Source organism: Streptomyces sp. AC550_RSS872 (assembly GCF_019049285.1).
Lineage (GTDB): Bacteria > Actinomycetota > Actinomycetes > Streptomycetales > Streptomycetaceae > Streptomyces.
In genome coordinates, this window is sequence record NZ_JAGMUL010000020.1 from 99,287 (window position 1) to 117,099 (window position 17,813).

Consider the following 17,813-nt stretch of genomic DNA (forward strand, 5'->3'; position numbering starts at 1 on the left):
GCTGTTTCCCGAGCGCACACCCCCGTTCGGGGGTAGTGAGACCCACGTCACGGATTACACGATGACAGAGAGCCGCCCGGCAAGGTCCGGTAACCAGGAGGACAGATGAAGACGGGGACGGAGCAGTTCCGCAGTGCGCGGGACTTCCTGCTCGAACACCGCGAGGACTACGCCACCGCCTACGAGGGCTTCGCCTGGCCCCGGCCCGAGCGGTTCAACTGGGCGCTCGACTGGTTCGACGTCATCGCGGCCGGAAACGACCGCCTCGCGCTGCACATCGTGGAGGAGGACGGCAGCGAGGTCCGGCTGTCCTTCGCCGAGATGGCCGAGCGGTCCGACCGCGTTGCCAACTCGCTGCGGGCGCGGGGCGTGCGGGCCGAGGACCGTGTCCTCGTCATGCTCGGCAACCAGGCCGAGCTGTGGGAGACCGCCCTCGCAGCGATGAAGCTGCGCGCCGTCGTCATCCCGGCCACCCCGCTGCTCGGCCCGGCCGACCTGCGCGACCGCGTGGAACGGGGACGCGTCCGGCATGTGCTGGTGCGGGCCGAGGACAGTGACAAGTTCGACGAGGTGCCCGGGCGCTACACGCGCATCAGCGTGGGCGGGGCGCGGGAGGGCTGGCAGACGTACGAGGACGCGTACGCCGCCTCCGCCGAGTTCACCCCCGACGGGCCGACCGCCTCCGACGACCCCCTGATGCTCTACTTCACCTCCGGCACCACCGCCCGCCCCAAACTGGTCGAGCACACCCACACCTCGTACCCGATCGGGCATCTGGCCACCATGTACTGGATCGGTCTCAAGCCCGGCGACGTGCACCTGAACATCTCCTCGCCCGGCTGGGCCAAGCACGCCTGGTCCAACCTCTTCGCCCCGTGGAACGCCGAGGCGACCGTCTTCATCCACAACTACACCCGCTTCGACGCGGCCCGGCTGATGGCCGAGATGGACCGCGCCGGCGTCACCACGTTCTGCGCCCCGCCGACCGTCTGGCGCATGCTCATCCAGGCCGACCTGAGCGCCCTGCGCACCCCGCCCCGCGAGGTCGTGGCGGCGGGTGAGCCCCTGAACCCCGAGGTCATCGAGCAGGTCCGGCGTGCCTGGGGGGTGACCATCCGGGACGGCTTCGGGCAGACCGAGACCGCCGTCCAGGTCTCCAACAGCCCCGGCCAGCCCCTGAAGACCGGTTCGATGGGCCGCCCCAGCCCCGGCTTCCGCGTCGAACTCCTCGACCCGGTCTCCGGCGCCCCGGGAGCCCAGGAGGGCGAGATCGCCCTCGATCTGTCCGCCCGCCCCGTCGGCCTGATGACCGGCTACCACGGCGACGCCGACCGTACGGCGGAGGCGATGGCCGGCGGCTACTACCGGACGGGGGACATCGGTTCACGGGACGCCGACGGCTACATCACCTACGTCGGCCGCGCGGACGACGTCTTCAAGGCCTCCGACTACAAGATCAGTCCCTTCGAGCTGGAGAGCGCCCTGCTGGAGCACGAGGCGGTGGCCGAGGCGGCCGTCGTGCCCGCGCCGGACGAGCTGCGGCTGGCGGTGCCGAAGGCGTACGTCGTCCTGGCGGAGGGCTGGGAGCCGGGGCCCGACACGGCCAAGGTGCTCTTCGAGCACTCCCGGGAGGTCCTCGCACCGTACAAGCGCATCCGCCGCCTGGAGTTCGCGCCGCTGCCCAAGACCGTCTCCGGCAAGATCCGCCGCATCGAGCTGCGCGAGGCCACGGCGGCCGGCTCGGACGCCGAGTACCGCGAGGAGGACTTCCGATGAGCGCCGAGTCGTCGTACACCCACGGGACCGCGGACACGCCGCTGCTCGGCGACACCATCGGAGCCAACCTGGACCGGGCCGTCGCCACCTGGCCGGACCGGGAGGCTTTGGTCGACGTACCGTCCGGGCGGCGCTGGACGTACGCCCAATTCGCCGCCGACGTAGACGAGTTGGCGTACGCACTGCTCGCGAGCGGGGTCGCCAAGGGCGACCGGGTGGGCATCTGGGCGATCAACTGCCCCGAGTGGGTCCTGGTCCAGTACGCCACGGCCCGCATCGGCGCGATCATGGTGAACATCAACCCGGCCTACCGCACCCACGAGGTCGAGTACGTCCTCGACCAGGCCGGCGTCTCCCTCCTCTTCGCCTCCCTCAGCCACAAGACGAGCGACTACCGGGCGATGGTCGAGCAGGTGCGCGGAAAGTGCCCGCAGCTGCGGGAGACCGTGTACATCGGGGACCCCAGCTGGGAGGCGTTGGTCGCGCGGGCGACGCCGGCGCGGTTCGAGGAGCTGTCCTGCGACGACCCGATCAACATCCAGTACACGTCGGGCACGACGGGCTTTCCCAAAGGGGCCACGCTCTCGCACCACAACATCCTCAACAACGGTTACTTCGTAGGGGAGTTGATCGCCTACGGCGAGCAGGATCGGGTGTGCGTCCCCGTGCCCTTCTACCACTGCTTCGGCATGGTCATGGGCAATCTGGCCGCCACGTCCCACGGCGCCTGCATCGTGATCCCGGCCCCGTCCTTCGACCCGAAGGCCACGCTGGAGGCGGTCCAGCGGGAGCGCTGCACGTCCCTGTACGGCGTCCCGACGATGTTCATCGCGGAGCTGAACCTCCCCGACTTCGCGTCGTACGACCTCTCCACCCTCCGCACCGGCATCATGGCGGGCTCGCCCTGCCCGGTGGAGGTGATGAAGCGGGTCGTCGCCGAGATGCACATGGCGGAGGTCTCCATCTGCTACGGCATGACCGAGACGTCCCCGGTGTCCCTCCAGACGCGGCGGGACGACGACCTCGAGCACCGCACCGGCACGGTCGGCCGCGTCCTGCCGCACATCGAGGTGAAGATCGTCGACCCGGCGACCGGCGTGACCCAGCCGCGCGGCACGGCGGGCGAGCTGTGCACCCGCGGCTACAGCGTGATGCTCGGCTACTGGAACGAGCCCGAGAAGACCGCCGAGGCCGTCGACCCGGGTCGCTGGATGCACACCGGTGACCTGGCGACGATGCGCGAGGACGGCTATGTCGAGATCGTCGGCCGGATCAAGGACATGATCATCCGGGGCGGCGAGAACATCTACCCGCGCGAGATCGAGGAGTTCCTGTACGCCCACCCGAAGATCGCGGACGTCCAGGTCGTCGGGGTGCCGCACGAGCGGTACGGCGAGGAGGTGCTGGCCTGTGTCATCCCGCGCGACGCGGCGGATCCGCTGACACTGGAGGAACTGCGTGCCTTCTGCGACGGGCAGCTGGCGCACTACAAGATCCCCAGCCGGTTGCGGATCCTGGAGTCCTTCCCGATGACGGTGTCCGGGAAGGTACGGAAGGTGGACCTGCGGGAGAGGTACGGGACCGGATCGGCCTAGGCCCGTCGTCACATTCCCGTCGTCCGCCCGAAGGGCGGGCCGCGCGGCGTCGTGGGGGAGCGTGCATGGCGCCGCGCGGCAGGCGGGAATCTGACGACAGGGCCTCAGATGCCGGCCGCTCCCGGCCGGTCGCGGCGCATGCATGCGCGGGGCCAGCGGCCGAGGCCGAGTTCCGCCTCGCGGGCGCGGATTCTGCGCAGCCCCGGGGTGAGCTCGGCCTCGTCCAGTGTGTGGAAGCCCAGGCGGGTGTAGTACGGCGCGTTCCACGGGACGTCGGTGAACGTGGTCAGGGTGAGAGCGGCCAGGTCTTCCTCGCATGCGCGGTCGGTGGCGTACGTGAGGAGGGCGCGGCCCACGCCCCGCCGGGCCGCGTCCGGATGTACCGAGACCTGCTCGATGTGCAGGGCGCCGTCGACGGGCTCGCAGATCAGATAGCCGACCGGGCGCTCGTCGGCGTCGCAGGCCACCCAGGCGCGGCCCGCCCGGCGGTAGCGGTCCAGGACGTCGAGGGCGGGCGGCTCGTCGTCGGCGACGGCGGCCATGCCGAGGTCGCGGAAGGCGGCTCCCGCGGCCCGCTCGATGTCCTGGAGGGCCGGAAGCTCGTCGGGCGTGGCGGGGCGGATGCGCATGGGCCGAGTGTCCGTCGGCGGTGGTGCCCGGCGCGAGCGGATTACCGGGCGCCCTCCGCTTCCAGGTCGTCGGCGAGGCTGTTGACCGGCTGGGGTGTGCCCGTGAGGTCCAGCACGAACAGCGGGACGCCCAGCGAGTCGGCGCGGGCGCGGGCGTCGGGGGCGTACCCGGCGAGGGAGAAGTAGACGCAGGCCGCCGACTCCGTCATGGCCGTCAGCCACAGACACTCCACGTCACGCAGAGAGGCCGGCGCCACGGTGGGGTCGACCTGGGCGAGCAGCCCGTGCGCGGCGATCCCGATCCCGCTCGGAGGCCGCTGGTCGGCACGGCGGATGTTCCGATATCCGAGCCAGCGCAGATAGACGGCGGCGGCCGTGACGGCGTCGCGGGCGGTACGGATGGTGATGGGCTGGAAGGGGCGGCGGGGGGTGGCCGCGATGTCCTCTGCCGGGGCAGCGCCCGTGTCCATGCCTGGGGTGATGTCCGTGCTTGGGCCCATGGCCGGGGCGATGTCCGTGCTTGGGCCCGTGGCCGGGCCTGCGTCCGTGCCGGGGTCTGCGCCCGTGTTCGTGCCTGTGGTCATGTCTGCGCTCGGGCCCGTGGCCGGGGTCATGTCCGTGCTTGGGTCCTTGGCCGGGCCTGTGTCCGTGCCGGGGTCTGCGCCCGTGTCCGTGTCCGTGGCCGTGCCTGCGGTCATGCCCGCGCTTGGGCCCGTGGCCGGGCCTGCGACCGGGGTCGTGCCCGGGTTCACGTCGCCGCTTGGGTCCGGCGCAGGGGGTGCGTCCGCGCCCAGGACTGCGTGGGCGTCCGCTTTCGTGCATGGGCCCCCGTCTGCGTTCACGTCCGTGTCCGTGTCCGCGCCCGGGGCCGCATCCGGGGCCGGCTCTGCTTTCGCGCCCGGGTCTGCATCCGCGTTCACCTCCCGGCTCGGGCCCCGGGCCGGGTCCGTGGGTGCGTCTGTGCCCAGGTCTGGGAGCGCGTTCACGTCCGTGCCCGGGACGGCTTTCGCGACCGTGCCCATGCCCATGCCCATGGTCTCCGCGGCTGCCTGCGCGTCCGCCTCTCCGTCCACGGCCGGGCCCGTGCCCCCTACTCCGTCCACGCCCGAGCCCGTGTTCGCGTCCCCGCCCGCGCTCGGGTCTGGGGCTATGCCCGAGCCCGGGTCGGCGTCCGCGCCCGGGTCCACGTCCGTGTCCGTGCCCGGGTCGGTGTCTGTGCCCGTGTCCGCCGCCCCCGCCCCCGCACCCGCCTCTCCATCCCTGTCCCCATCTGCGCCCACGCCCCCATCTCCGCCCCCGCTCCCGTCCGCGCCCCTCTCCGCCACCGCCACACGCAGCAGCACCCCGCAAGGGCACCCCAGCTCCGGGCGGGGCCACTCGTTGTCGCGGCCGCACTCGGTGCAGCGGACGGGGACCCACTCGTCGTCCCAGGAGCGGTGGACGACGGTCGTCGCGGCTCCGAGGGGGTCGAGCGTCGGGGCGACGGGCGTGCCGCAGGCGCACGGGTAGACGGGCGCCGCGTAGAGATGCTCCCGCCGGCAGGCCGGACAGCGCACCGAGACGCTCTCGGACATGGCCCACTCCAGGACGACCTCGTATCGGGACAGCGCTCCCATCGTCCTCCAGGGGGCGGCCGGTTGTCCGCCTCTTGACGGTCTTCATCGGCCCACCTACATTGCTTCCAGATAGTAGAAAAGTGTTTCCGCGATACGGAAAATACTGCGGAACAGACATCTCACGGAATTGCTCACCGCGGGGCGCGACGGGAGTGCGAATCCGACAGCCGAAGCAGGAGTACTCAATGGCTCGTATGACCGCTGCCCGAGCGGCAGTCGAGATCCTCAAGCGCGAGGGTGTCAGCAACGCGTTCGGCGTGCCGGGCGCGGCGATCAACCCCTTCTACGCGGCCCTCAAGGCCTCCGGGGGCATCAACCACACCCTCGCCCGCCACGTGGAGGGCGCCTCGCACATGGCCGAGGGGTACACGAGGACCCACCCGGGCAACATCGGCGTCTGCATCGGCACGTCCGGCCCGGCCGGCACCGACATGATCACCGGCCTGTACTCCGCGATCGGCGACTCCATCCCGATCCTGTGCATCACCGGCCAGGCGCCGACCGCCGTGATCCACAAAGAGGACTTCCAGGCCGTCGACATCGCCTCGATCGCCAAGCCGGTCACGAAGATGGCCGTGACCGTGCTCGAAGCCGCGCAGGTCCCCGGCGTCTTCCAGCAGGCGTTCCACCTGATGCGCTCCGGCCGGCCCGGCCCCGTCCTCATCGACCTGCCGATCGACGTCCAGCTCACCGAGATCGAGTTCGACCCGGAGACGTACGAGCCGCTCCAGGCGTACAAGCCGGCCGCGACCCGCGCCCAGATCGAGAAGGCGATCACTCTCCTCAACGAGTCCGAGCGGCCGCTGATCGTCGCCGGTGGCGGTGTCATCAACGCCGACGCCGCCGAACTCCTCGTCGAGTTCGCCGAGTTGACCGGCACCCCGGTCGTCCCGACCCTGATGGGCTGGGGCCTGCTGCCCGACGACCACGAGCTGAACGCCGGCATGGTGGGCTTGCAGACCTCGCACCGCTACGGCAACGCGACCTTCCTGGAGTCCGACTTCGTCCTCGGCATCGGCAACCGCTGGGCCAACCGCCACACCGGCAAGCTCGACGTCTACACGGCCGGCCGGAAGTTCGTCCACGTCGACATCGAGCCCACCCAGATCGGCAAGATCTTCGCCCCGGACTACGGCATCGCGTCGGACGCCAAGGCCGCCCTGGAGCTGTTCGTCCAGGTGGCAGGGGAGTTGAAGGCGGCCGGCAAGCTGCCCGACCGCTCGGCGTGGGCTGCCTCCGCGCAGGAGCGCAAGGCCACCCTCCAGCGCCGTACGCACTTCGACGACATCCCGATCAAGCCGCAGCGCGTCTACGAGGAGATGAACAAGGCCTTCGGCCCGGAGACCCGGTACGTCTCCACCATCGGACTCTCGCAGATCGCCGGCGCCCAGATGCTGCACGTCTTCAAGCCGCGGCACTGGATCAACTGCGGCCAGGCGGGCCCGCTCGGCTGGACCGTCCCGGCCGCGCTGGGCGTGGCGAAGGCCGACCCGGAGGCGCAGGTCGTCGCCCTGTCCGGCGACTACGACTTCCAGTTCATGATCGAGGAACTGGCGGTCGGCGCGCAGCACAAGATCCCGTACGTCCACGTCCTGGTGAACAACTCCTACCTGGGCCTGATCCGTCAGGCGCAGCGGGCGTTCGACATCGACTTCCAGGTCAAGCTGGAGTTCGAGAACATCAACTCGCCCGAGCTCGGCGTCTACGGCGTCGACCACGTCAAGGTCGCCGAGGGCCTCGGCTGCAAGGCGATCCGCGTGACCGACCCGGCGGAGCTCGGCGCGGCGCTGGAGCAGGCCAAGAAGCTCGCCGCCGAGCACCAGGTGCCGGTCGTCGTCGAGGCGATCCTGGAGCGGGTCACCAACATCTCCATGTCGACCACCAACGACATCAGCAACGTCGTGGAGTTCGAGGAGATCGCGACGGAGCCGGACCACGCGCCCACGTCCATCAAGCCGCTGAAGGTCTGACAGGTCCGACGAGCTCGTCCCGTACGCCCGGACACAGAAGGGGCGGTCCAGCCAAAAGGCTGGACCGCCCCTTTTCGTGCCCCCGTGCTCCCCCGTGGGGTCGTGCTCCCCCGTCGAGGCCCGCCGCCCCCGTGTCGGCGGGCCCCGTGTGACGAGAATGTGCCCGAGCAGGGCGGTAGTTGAAGCCCCTTGGGCGAGGTTCAGAGGTTGATTTGAGGTTTGCGTATTAGTCCTACGTCGGCAGACGTGCGTGCGTGCGGGCTCACGGCTCCTCGGGGCCAGGCGCAGGATCTCGCCGACCGTCGTCCATGTGCGCGGCGACGCCCAGGGTCTCGTCGCCCTCGGTGACCCGGCGTGAGCCGTCCAGCGCGGGCGGATGGACCACCACGTGCGGATGTTCGGTCGGACGCCGAAGAGCGCCGGGTACGGGACCGTCCGTACCCGGCGCTCTTCAGCCGGTGAGGTATGCGGTGGTGGCCGTCCGACGGTGCGAGGCTGGGCGCGACAGGACATTCGCGCCGCCGGACGGGGTCTCGAGGGCTCGGGACCGCGGCGGCAGCGACGGAACCGGGGCTTCTTCCCTCTGGTCGAGAAGCAGGCCCGGACCTTCACCACCGCACTGGCTCGCACGCCGCCGCGGTCCTCACGCTGCCCGCGCCCACTCACCGGTCGACCACCCCTCATCCGGGTCGAACGGCGCTGTGGCGCGGGCGGTGCGTCCATTTCCTGACTACTCGTCAGGAGATGGACGCAGTCTGGGGGTTCAGTCCTCGCGCAGGGCGCGGACCGCCTCCTCCACGCGCTTGCCGTACTCGGGGTCGGCGGCGTGGAAGTGGGCCAGGTTCTTCTCGATCACGTCGTCGCGGGAGACCTGGGACAGGCCGCCGGCGATGTTCGCGATCAGGCGGGACTTCTCCTCGGCGGACATGAGCCGGTACAGCTCGCCGGCCTGGAAGAAGTCGTCGTCCTTGGTGTGGAGCGGGGCCTCGTGGGTGCCGGTGTGGCCGGTCACCGCCAGCGGGGCCGACAGCGGGCGGCCGGTCTCCACCGGGCCGTCGTAGGAGTTCGGCTCGTAGTTCTTCGCCCCGCGGCCCTGGGAGTTGGTCGCCATGAGGCCGTCACGGCCGTAGTTCTGCGCGCTCGTCGCCTTGGGCGCGTTCACCGCCAGCTGCGTGTGGTTCACGCCCAGGCGGTAGCGGTGGGCGTCCGCGTACGCGAACAGACGGCCCTGGAGCATCTTGTCGGGAGAGGGGCCGATGCCCGGCACGAAGTTGTTCGGGGAGAACGCGGCCTGCTCGACCTCGGCGAAGACGTTGTCCGGGTTGCGGTCCAGGACCAGCCGGCCCACGCGTTGCAGCGGGTAGTCCTTGTGCGGCCAGACCTTGGTGAGGTCGAACGGGTTGAAGCGGTAGTCGGCCGCCTCGGCCGCCGGCATGAGCTGGACGTAGAGGGTCCAGGACGGGTGCACGCCCCGCTCGATGGCCTGGAGCAGGTCCGTCTGGTGCGAGTTGGGGTCCTTGCCCGCGAGCTCGGCGCCCTGCTCGGCGCTCAGGCAGCGGACGCCCTGGTTGGTCTTGAAGTGGTACTTGACGAAGAAGGCCTCGCCGTCGGCGTTCGTCCACTGGTAGGTGTGCGAGCCGTAGCCGTTCATGTGGCGGTACGACGCCGGGATGCCGCGGTCGCCCATCAGCCAGGTCACCTGGTGCGTGGCCTCGGGGGCGTGCGCCCAGAAGTCCCAGACGTTGTCCGGCTCTTGACGGCCCGTGAACGGGTCGCGCTTCTGCGAGTGGATGAAGTCGGGGAACTTGATCGGGTCCTTGATGAAGAACACCGGGGTGTTGTTGCCGACGAGGTCGTAATTGCCCTCCGCCGTGTAGAACTTGACCGCGAAGCCGCGCGGGTCGCGCACCGCGTCCGCGCCGCCCAGGCTGTCGGCCACGGTCGAGAAGCGCAGGAACACCTCGGTCCGCTTGCCCACCGCGCTCAGGAAGTCGGCGTGGGTGAAGCCGGTGACGTCGTCGGTCACCTCGAAGTGGCCGTACGCGCCGGAGCCCCGGGCGTGCACCACGCGCTCCGGAATGCGCTCGCGGTTGAAGCGCGCCAGCTTCTCCAGCAGGTGCTGGTCCTGAAGGAGGAGCGGGCCGCCGACGCCGGCGGAGGCGGAGTTCTGGTTGTCGGCGACCGGGGCGCCGGCCTCGGTCGTGAGCACGCGCTTCGACATCGTGGACCTTCCGTGCGGTGGCACTTCCGTGCTGGTGGCAGCGGAAAACTCTTTCCGCTTGATGGAGCCTAGAAGTGGGAGAATCTGAACGTCAACAGTTTGTTGAAGTTGTTTGCAGCGGTGGGTTCCGGGCGGCGCCCCCGCCTGGGCGCGACAGGACAGGTGTCAGCGGAGGCGCCGCCCGGAAGTCTCGGGGTGGGGTCTGGCGAGGTCGGACCTGTCAGACCTGGGCGCCGGAGAGGCGCTCCACGGCCCGCAGCAGTGCCGAGTGGTCCAGGCCGCCGTCGCCCTGCGCACGCAGGGACGCGACCAGCTGGGCGACCACGGCGCCGACCGGCAGGGCGGCGCCGACGTTGCGGGCGGCGTCGGTGACGATGCCCATGTCCTTGTGGTGCAGGTCGATCCGGAAGCCGGGCTTGAAGTCGCGGTTCAGGAAGTTGTCCTTCTTCCGCGTCAGCACCGTCGAGCCGGCCAGACCGCCGTTGAGGACGTCCAGCGCGGCTTGGAGGTCGACGCCGGACTTCTCCAGGAATACCACGGCCTCGGCGCACGCCTGGATGTTCACGGCGACGATCAGCTGGTTGGCCGCCTTCACGGTCTGCCCCGAACCGTGCGGACCGCACAGCACGATGGTCTTGCCGAGGGCTTCGAGGATCGGCTTCGAGGCGTCGAAGTCGGCCTGCTCGCCACCGACCATGATCGACAGTACGGCCTCGATGGCACCGGCCTCACCGCCGGAAACCGGGGCGTCCAGCACGCGGATGCCCTTGTCCTTGGCGGCCTTCGCCAGGTCCACCGAGGTCTGCGGGGTGATCGAGGACATGTCGATCAGCAGGGCGCCGGACTTCGCGTTCTCGAGGATGCCGTCGGGGCCGTAGGAGATGGCCTCGACCTGCGGGGAGGCCGGCACCATCGTGATGACGACGTCGGCGTCCTTCACGGCCTCGGCGATCGAACCGGCGGCCTTGCCGCCGGCGGCGGCCAGTCGGTCCAGCTTGTCCTGCTCCAGCGTGAAGCCGGTGACCTGGTAGCCCGCCTTGATCAGGTTCTCGGACATGGGGGAGCCCATGATGCCGAGGCCTATCCAGGCGATCTTGGGGAGGTTGCTCATGATGGGGGTACCTCTCTGAACTGCTGTGGTGCGTAAACGAATGGATGCCGGCCGGCACCATCCAGCCCGTCCGGCGTTTGAGGACGAGGCCCGAAGGGCCGAAGCGGGGGTCTGGAGGCGGCAGCCCCCGGAGACGCTGCCGTCAACGGGCGGCGCGCTGCTCGGCAGGCAGCCAGCCAAAGGCCTCCGCGCTCGGACGGTCACCCGGCTTGTACTCCAGCCCGACCCAGCCCTCGTAACCCGCCTTCGCCAGCTGATCGAGCAGCTCCTCCAGCGGCAGCGTCCCCGTGCCGGGGGCGCCGCGGCCCGGGTTGTCGGCGATCTGCACGTGGCCGGTCTTCGCGGCGTACTGCTCGATCACCGCCGGCAGGTCCTCGCCGTTCATGGACAGGTGGTACAGGTCCATGAGGAACTTCGCGTTGCCCAGTCCCGTCGCCTCGTTGACCTTGTCGACGATGCCGACGCCGGCCGGGGCGGTCACCAGCGGGTACAGCGGCGACTCCGGCTTGTTCAGCGTCTCGATCAGCAGGATGGCGCCGATGCGGTCGGCCGCCCGGGCCGCGAGGACCAGGTTCTCCAGCGCCAGCGCGTCCTGCTCGGCCGGGTCCACGCCCTCGACGCGGTTGCCGTACAGGGCGTTGAGCGCCTTGCAGCCGAGCGAGGCCGCGAAGTCCGCCACCACGTCGATGTTGGCGCGGAACTTCTCCGACTCCTCGCCCGGGACCGACAGGGCGCCCCGGTCGGGGCCTGGCAGCTGACCGGCGTAGAAGTTCAGGCCGGTGAGCTGGACGCCCGCGTCCTGAATTGCCTTCCTCAGGGCGTCGAGCTCGGACTGCTCGGGGGTGGGGGAGTCGACCCAGGGCCACCACAGCTCGACCGCGGTGAAGCCGGCCGCGGCGGCGGCCGCGGGACGCTCCAGGAGCGGGAGTTCCGTGAAGAGGATCGACAGGTTGACGTTGAAGCGCTGCTCTGCGAATCCCATCGCCGGCGCTCCCTTCCGTGTCGAGATTCCGTATTGCGGAAGTTAGTTTCTGCGTATTGGAAGATTGCCGTTGTGTGTCCCAGCTTGTCAAGAGGGCTCGGCGGAAGGCGGTGCCGCGCGTTAGGTTGACCGCGTGCGATTGAGAGTGGAGTTCACGACCGAGCCCTTCGACCTCGACGAGGCGCCCGCGCACGCGCTGGCGGCCCGCGAGGTGATCGAGGCGGCCGCGCTCGACGCGGTCGACGTCGGTCCGTTCGGCAACACGGCGGAGGGTGGTGCCGACACCGTGCTCACCGCCGTGGACGCCCTGCTGCGCAGGAGCCTGGAGGCCGGTGCCACCCGGATCTCCCTCCAGCTCAACGTGGTCGGGGAGGGCGAAGAGTGACCGGCGCCGGGGACGAGCCTTTCATCGCGGCCGTGAAGCCGCTGGTCGACGCCATGGGCGGCGAGATACTCCCGCCCGACGAGGCCGGCCCCGAGGACGTCGTGCTCTCCTGGGCGGGCGCCGATGTCGTCGCCGTACGTCTGCCCCAGCTCGCCGACTCCCTGGATCACATCCTGGCCGCCATGGAGCGCAGGAAGGGCAGGCCGCTGGCCGACCTGGACCGCAAGGCCAAGCAGGAGGTCGTGCGGATACTGGAGGCGCGGGGCGCCTTCTCCGTGCGGCACGGCGTGGAGACCGTGGCGAGCGCGCTCGGGGTGAGCCGCTTCACGGTCTACAACTATCTGAACCGGGACAAGAACGCCTGAGGTGGCCGGGTGAAGGGCCTGCCCGGTTTCGTCACCGCGAATTTTCAACAAAGTGTTGACGTCTCGTCGTCGTAGGGCGTTAGCTATCGGCACGCCCGTTCAGTACGAAGGCCCTGCGCGGCCACGGAGGCTCCCGTGACGTCGAATTCCACGCCCCCGGGCCTGACCCGGTTCAACGCCCTCGAGGAGCACGCGGCGTTCGCCGCGCTCCACGAGGCGTGCGCCTCCACGGCATGGGCGAAGCGGCTGCTCGCCGCCCGTCCCTACGCCACCGCCGACGACCTCTACGAGGCCAGCGACGCCGCCATGGCCGAGCTGACCGCCGCGGACCTCCAGGAGGCGATGGCCGGGCATCCGCCGATCGGCCGCCCCAAGCCGGGCGACCCGACCTCGGCCCGGGAGCAGCGCGGCATGGCCGGCGCCTCCGAGGAGCTCAGGGCGGAGATGCTCGAACTCAATCTGGCCTACCAGGACAGGTTCGGCCATGTCTTCCTGATCTGCGCCACCGGCCGGACCGGCGAGCAGATGCGCGATGCGGTCAAGGAGCGGATCGGCAACTCGCCGGAGCAGGAGCGGGAGATCGTCCGCACCGAGCTGGGCAAGATCAACCGTATCCGGCTCGCCCGACTCGTCGAAGAGGACTGACCAAGCCATGAGCACCAGCACCACCGCCTCGGTGTCCACCCACATCCTGGACACCAGCATCGGCCGCCCCGCCGAGGGCGTCGCCATTCAGCTCGCAGCCCGCAGTGGGCGGTCCGCCCATTACGGGCAGGGAGGGGACTGGCGGACGCTGGGCGGCTCCGCGACCGACGCCGACGGGCGGTGCAAGGACCTCCCGGCGCTGCCGGAGGGGACCACACACGTACGGCTCGACTTCGCCGTCGAACCGTATTTCGAGAAGAAGCAAGCCGATGCGCAGCAGGACGCCCCCGCGAATCGGGACAGCGGTGCCGTGTTCTTCCCCGAGGTGGCGATCACCTTCGCCGTGCAGCCCGGGGAGCACTACCACGTGCCGCTGCTGCTCAACCCGTTCGGCTACTCCGTATACCGAGGGAGCTAGCAGACATGCCCACGATCCTGGGACAGAACCAGTACGGCAAGGCCGAGAACCGAGTCGTAAAGATCACGCGGGACGGCGCCACCCACCACATCAAGGACCTGAACGTCTCCGTCGCCCTCTCCGGCGACATGGACGAGGTCCACTACTCCGGCTCGAACGCCAACGTCCTGCCGACCGACACCACCAAGAACACGGTGTACGCGTTCGCGAAGGAGTACGGCATCGAGTCGGCCGAGCAGTTCGGCATCCACCTGGCCCGGCACTTCGTGACCAGCCAGGAGCCGATCAAGATCGCCCGGATCCGTATCGAGGAGTACGCCTGGGAGCGGATCGAGGCCTCCGACGCCAACTCGCAGTTCATCGGCGCCGACGAGGTAAAGCACTCCTTCGTCCGCAAGGGCCAGGAGACCCGGGTCACCCAGATCACCTACGACGGTGAGAAGTGGGAGGTCGTCTCCGGCCTGAAGGACCTCGTCGTGATGAACTCGACCAACTCCGAATTCTGGGGCTACGTCAAGGACAAGTACACGACGCTGAAGGAGGCGTACGACCGCATCCTGGCCACCCAGGTATCCGGCCGCTGGCGCTTCAACTGGACCGACGACGAGCAGCGGATGCCCAACTGGGAGAAGTCCTACGAGCAGACCAAGAAGCACATGCTCCAGGCCTTCGCCGAGACCTACTCGCTCTCCCTCCAGCAGACCCTGTACCAGATGGGTTCGCGGATCATCAACAACCGCAGCGAGATCGACGAGGTCCGTTTCTCGCTGCCGAACAAGCACCACTTCCTCGTCGACCTGGAGCCCTTCGGGCTGAAGAACGACAACGAGGTGTACTTCGCCGCCGACCGCCCCTACGGCCTGATCGAGGCCACCATCCTGCGGGACGGCTGCGAGGCGAAGATCCCGGTGGACCTCACCAACCTCTGATCCTTCCCCTTTCGGCACCCGTGACCGGGGAACCCGCCTCCCCGGTCACGGCACTCAAACCTCCCAGGGTCCTGCCGTGCCCTCTCCGATGCAGCACACGACCCGTGAGACCAAGGGGCGAACCATGGCAGCAGCAGGCCGGCGCATCGTCATCGAGAACTGTTCGATCGCCACCGTCGACGCGCAGGACACCGAGTACGCGACGGGGTACGTCGTCATCGCCGGCAACCGCGTCGAGTCGCTCGGCGCGGGCAAGGCCCCGGGAGGCCTCGAGAACGTCGTACGCCGTATCGACGCCACGGGGCACCTGGTCACCCCCGGCCTGGTCAACACCCACCACCACTTCTACCAGTGGATCACCCGGGGCCTGGCCACGGACCACAACCTCTTCGACTGGCTCGTCGCCCTCTACCCGACCTGGGCGCGTATCGACGAGCAGATGGTGCGTGCGGCTGCGCAGGGCTCGCTGGCGATGATGGCCCGCGGCGGCGTGACCACCGCCATGGACCACCACTACGTCTACCCGCAGGGTTCCGGCGACCTCTCCGGCGCCATCATCGGCGCCGCCCGCGACATGGGCGTCCGCTTCACCCTCGCCCGCGGCTCCATGGACCGCAGCGAGAAGGACGGCGGACTGCCGCCGGACTTCGCCGTCGAGACCCTCGAAGGCGCGCTGGCCGGGACCGAGGAGACCGTCGAGCGGCACCATGACGCCTCCTTCGACGCGATGACCCAGGTCGCCGTCGCCCCCTGCTCCCCCTTCTCCATCTCCACCGAGCTGCTCAGGCAGGGCGGCGAGCTGGCCCGCCGCCTCGGCGTGCGCATGCACACCCACGGCTCGGAGACCGTGGAGGAGGAGAAGTTCTGCCACGAGCTGTTCGGCATGGGCCCGACCGACTACTTCGAGTCCACCGGCTGGCTCGGCGAGGACGTGTGGATGGCCCACTGCGTCCACATGAACGACTCCGACATCGCCGCCTTCGCCCGTACGAAGACGGGTGTCGCCCACTGCCCGTCCTCCAACGCCCGCCTCGCGGCCGGCATCGCCCGCGTCCCCGACATGCTCGCGGCCGGCGTCCCGGTCGGCCTCGGCGTCGACGGCACTGCCTCCAACGAGTCCGGCGAACTGCACACCGAACTGCGCAACGCCCTGCTCATCAACCGCCTCGGCGCCCACCGCGAGGCCGCCCTGAACGCCCGGCAGGCGCTGCGGCTCGGGACGTACGGCGGCGCGCAGGTCCTCGGCCGCGCCGCCGAGATCGGCTCGCTGGAGCCGGGCAAGCTGGCCGACCTCGTGCTGTGGAAGCTGGACACCCTCGCCCACGCCTCCATCGCCGACCCGGTGACCGCGCTGGTCTTCGGCGCGGCGGCCCCGGTCACCGCCTCGTTCGTGGGCGGCCGGCAGATCGTGGCGGACGGGCGGCTGCTCACGGCCGACGAGGACGCCATCGCCCGCTCGACGCGGGACGAGGCCCGGCGCCTCGCGCGGATCACCGCGCAGGCCTGACCGGCCCAAGATCTCCGGTCGGGAGGGACGGCTCCCGACCGGTGGCCGTGGACCCGAGCGGGGTCCATGGCGGCCGTCTCCGGGGCGCGCGTGAACGCGTGCGCCCCGGAACGGTCACCGTTTCCCCCAGGACGGACCGTCCCCGGTCCCGCACGACCGTATGCACCACCTCCTTGAACCCCACGTCAGAGCCGACGTGCAACCGACCGGAGGAGAGCCAGTGTCCGCTCAGTCCGTTCATCCCGTCGACGAGAAACTCCCCGCCCTGAAAATGGCGACCACCGGCCTGCAACACGTGGCCGCCATGTACGCGGGAGTCGTCGCCCCACCCCTGATCGTCGGCGCCGCCATCGGCCTGACCGCCGCCGAACTGACCTTCCTCACCGGCGCCTGCCTCTTCACCGCCGGCCTCGCCACCTTCCTCCAGACCCTCGGCATCTGGAAGATCGGCGCCCGGCTGCCGTTCGTCAACGGCGTCACCTTCGCCGGCGTCGCCCCCATGACCGCGGTCGTCGCCTCCACCGAGGACAAGTCCGACGCCCTGCCGATCATCTTCGGCGCGGTCATCGTCGCCGGCCTCCTCGGCTTCCTCGCCGCCCCCTTCTTCAGCAAGGCCGTGCGCTTCTTCCCGCCGGTGGTGACGGGTACGGTCATCACGCTGATCGGCATCTCCCTGCTGCCGGTCGCCTTCGGCTGGGCACAGGGACCCAACCCCGCGGCCCACGACTACGGCTCGGCGACGAACCTGGGCCTGGCGGCCGGAACCCTGCTGATCGTGCTGCTGCTGCGCCGCTTCACCACGGGCTTCGTCAAGCAGATCGCCGTGCTCCTCGGCCTGGTCGCCGGGACGCTGACGGCGATCCCGTTCGGCGTCACGGACTTCGGCCCCGTCGCGGACGCGGACGTCATCGGCTTCCCGACCCCGTTCCACTTCGGCGCCCCGCAGTTCCAGCTCGCCGCGATCATCTCGCTGTGCGTGGTGATGGTGGTGTCGATGACCGAATCGACGGCCGACATGCTGGCGCTGGGCGAGATAGTCGACCGCCCGGCCGACGAGAAGACCATCGCGGCCGGCCTGCGCGCCGACACCCTCGGCTCGGCGATCAGCCCCCTGTTCAACGGCTTCATGTGCAGCGCCTTCGCGCAGAACATCGGCCTGGTCGCGATGACGAAGATCCGCAGCCGGTACGTCGTCGCCGTCGGCGGTGGCTTCCTGGTGCTGATGGGCCTGTGCCCGATGGCCGCCTCGCTCATCGCGGTCGTACCCCGGCCGGTGCTCGGCGGCGCGGGCGTCGTCCTCTTCGGCTCGGTGGCCGCGAGCGGCATCCAGACCCTTGTGCGGGCCGGCCTCGACAAGGACAACAACGTCCTGATCGTCGCCGTCTCGCTCGCCGTCGGCATCGTCCCGATCACGGCCCCGGAGTTCTACCACGCCTTCCCGGAGACGGCGCGGATCGTCCTCGACTCGGGCATCTCGACGGGCTGTGTGGCGGCGGTGCTGCTGAACCTGGTCTTCAACCACCTGGGCGGGGGTGGCCAGGACGCCCAGGACGTGACCCACCCGATGGAGGCGGGAGAGGAGATCACCGGGACGACCCCCCGGGCCCCTGCCACGCCATGAGGCGGGCGACCACACGGCAGCCCGGCACCGGCGCCACCGGAGA

Annotated in this window: 15 protein-coding genes and 1 pseudogene; 10 read left to right on the top strand and 6 right to left on the bottom strand. The window is 70.1% G+C overall.

What is annotated here, in order from left to right:
- Positions 1-105: 105 nt before the first annotated feature.
- Both KUM44_RS09445 and KUM44_RS09450 read left to right on the top strand, forming a co-directional pair.
- A complete protein-coding gene (locus tag KUM44_RS09445; RefSeq protein WP_217207337.1) occupies positions 106-1,776 on the top strand; it encodes an AMP-binding protein in 1,671 nt (556 codons plus the stop codon).
- Positions 1,773-3,371, top strand: coding sequence for an AMP-binding protein (locus KUM44_RS09450; RefSeq protein WP_217207338.1), 1,599 nt, complete (start codon positions 1,773-1,775; stop codon positions 3,369-3,371). Before KUM44_RS09445 ends, KUM44_RS09450 begins: the two co-directional genes overlap by 4 nt.
- A 104-nt stretch (positions 3,372-3,475) precedes the next feature.
- On the opposite strand, the gene KUM44_RS09455 is transcribed toward KUM44_RS09450, so the two are convergent.
- Both KUM44_RS09455 and KUM44_RS09460 read right to left on the bottom strand, forming a co-directional pair.
- Positions 3,476-4,000, bottom strand: a complete 525-nt coding sequence (locus KUM44_RS09455; protein WP_217207339.1) for a GNAT family N-acetyltransferase — start codon at positions 3,998-4,000, stop codon at positions 3,476-3,478.
- Between the two features lie 41 nt (positions 4,001-4,041).
- Positions 4,042-4,428 (bottom strand): annotated as a pseudogene (locus KUM44_RS09460) (hypothetical protein); the annotation flags it as partial.
- 1,373 nt (positions 4,429-5,801) lie between these two features.
- Here KUM44_RS09460 and gcl point away from each other — a divergent pair.
- A complete protein-coding gene (gene gcl, locus KUM44_RS09470) occupies positions 5,802-7,586 on the top strand; it encodes a glyoxylate carboligase (protein WP_217207340.1) in 1,785 nt (594 codons plus the stop codon).
- A 262-nt stretch (positions 7,587-7,848) separates the two neighbouring features.
- On the opposite strand, the gene KUM44_RS46740 is transcribed toward gcl, so the two are convergent.
- From KUM44_RS46740 to KUM44_RS09485, 4 genes are all read right to left on the bottom strand, one after another.
- Positions 7,849-7,974, bottom strand: coding sequence for a hypothetical protein (locus KUM44_RS46740; RefSeq protein WP_302185983.1), 126 nt, complete (start codon positions 7,972-7,974; stop codon positions 7,849-7,851).
- 375 nt (positions 7,975-8,349) lie between these two features.
- Positions 8,350-9,807 (bottom strand): catalase, encoded by a 1,458-nt coding sequence (locus KUM44_RS09475; protein ID WP_217207341.1) that lies wholly within the window; start codon positions 9,805-9,807, stop codon positions 8,350-8,352.
- Positions 9,808-10,027: 220 nt separating this feature from the next.
- A complete protein-coding gene (locus KUM44_RS09480; RefSeq protein WP_217207342.1) occupies positions 10,028-10,918 on the bottom strand; it encodes a 2-hydroxy-3-oxopropionate reductase in 891 nt (296 codons plus the stop codon).
- A gap of 142 nt (positions 10,919-11,060) precedes the next feature.
- Positions 11,061-11,900 (bottom strand): TIM barrel protein, encoded by an 840-nt coding sequence (locus KUM44_RS09485; RefSeq protein WP_217207343.1) that lies wholly within the window; start codon positions 11,898-11,900, stop codon positions 11,061-11,063.
- A gap of 133 nt (positions 11,901-12,033) precedes the next feature.
- Here KUM44_RS09485 and KUM44_RS09490 point away from each other — a divergent pair, with 133 nt between their 5' ends.
- The 7 genes from KUM44_RS09490 to KUM44_RS09520 all read left to right on the top strand — a co-directional run bounded on the left by KUM44_RS09490 (position 12,034) and on the right by KUM44_RS09520 (position 17,770).
- A complete protein-coding gene (locus tag KUM44_RS09490) occupies positions 12,034-12,285 on the top strand; it encodes a thiamine-binding protein (RefSeq protein WP_217207344.1) in 252 nt (83 codons plus the stop codon).
- The gene (locus KUM44_RS09495; RefSeq protein ID WP_217207345.1) at positions 12,282-12,650 is read left to right on the top strand and encodes a helix-turn-helix domain-containing protein; all 369 of its coding nucleotides are present in this window, start codon (positions 12,282-12,284) and stop codon (positions 12,648-12,650) included. The genes KUM44_RS09490 and KUM44_RS09495 overlap by 4 nt, the downstream gene beginning before the upstream one ends.
- A gap of 135 nt (positions 12,651-12,785) precedes the next feature.
- Entirely contained in the window at positions 12,786-13,295 is a 510-nt protein-coding gene (gene uraD / locus KUM44_RS09500; protein ID WP_217207346.1) for a 2-oxo-4-hydroxy-4-carboxy-5-ureidoimidazoline decarboxylase, read from the top strand.
- A gap of 7 nt (positions 13,296-13,302) precedes the next feature.
- Entirely contained in the window at positions 13,303-13,713 is a 411-nt protein-coding gene (uraH, locus tag KUM44_RS09505) for a hydroxyisourate hydrolase (protein WP_217207347.1), read from the top strand.
- A gap of 5 nt (positions 13,714-13,718) precedes the next feature.
- Entirely contained in the window at positions 13,719-14,642 is a 924-nt protein-coding gene (gene pucL, locus KUM44_RS09510; RefSeq protein WP_217207348.1) for a factor-independent urate hydroxylase, read from the top strand.
- A 124-nt stretch (positions 14,643-14,766) separates the two neighbouring features.
- Positions 14,767-16,149 carry an 8-oxoguanine deaminase gene (locus KUM44_RS09515; protein WP_217207349.1) on the top strand — a complete coding sequence of 461 codons (1,383 nt, stop codon included), beginning with the start codon at positions 14,767-14,769 and terminating at the stop codon, positions 16,147-16,149.
- Between the two features lie 271 nt (positions 16,150-16,420).
- Entirely contained in the window at positions 16,421-17,770 is a 1,350-nt protein-coding gene (locus KUM44_RS09520; RefSeq protein WP_217207382.1) for a nucleobase:cation symporter-2 family protein, read from the top strand.
- The last annotated feature ends 43 nt before the right edge of the window (positions 17,771-17,813 follow it).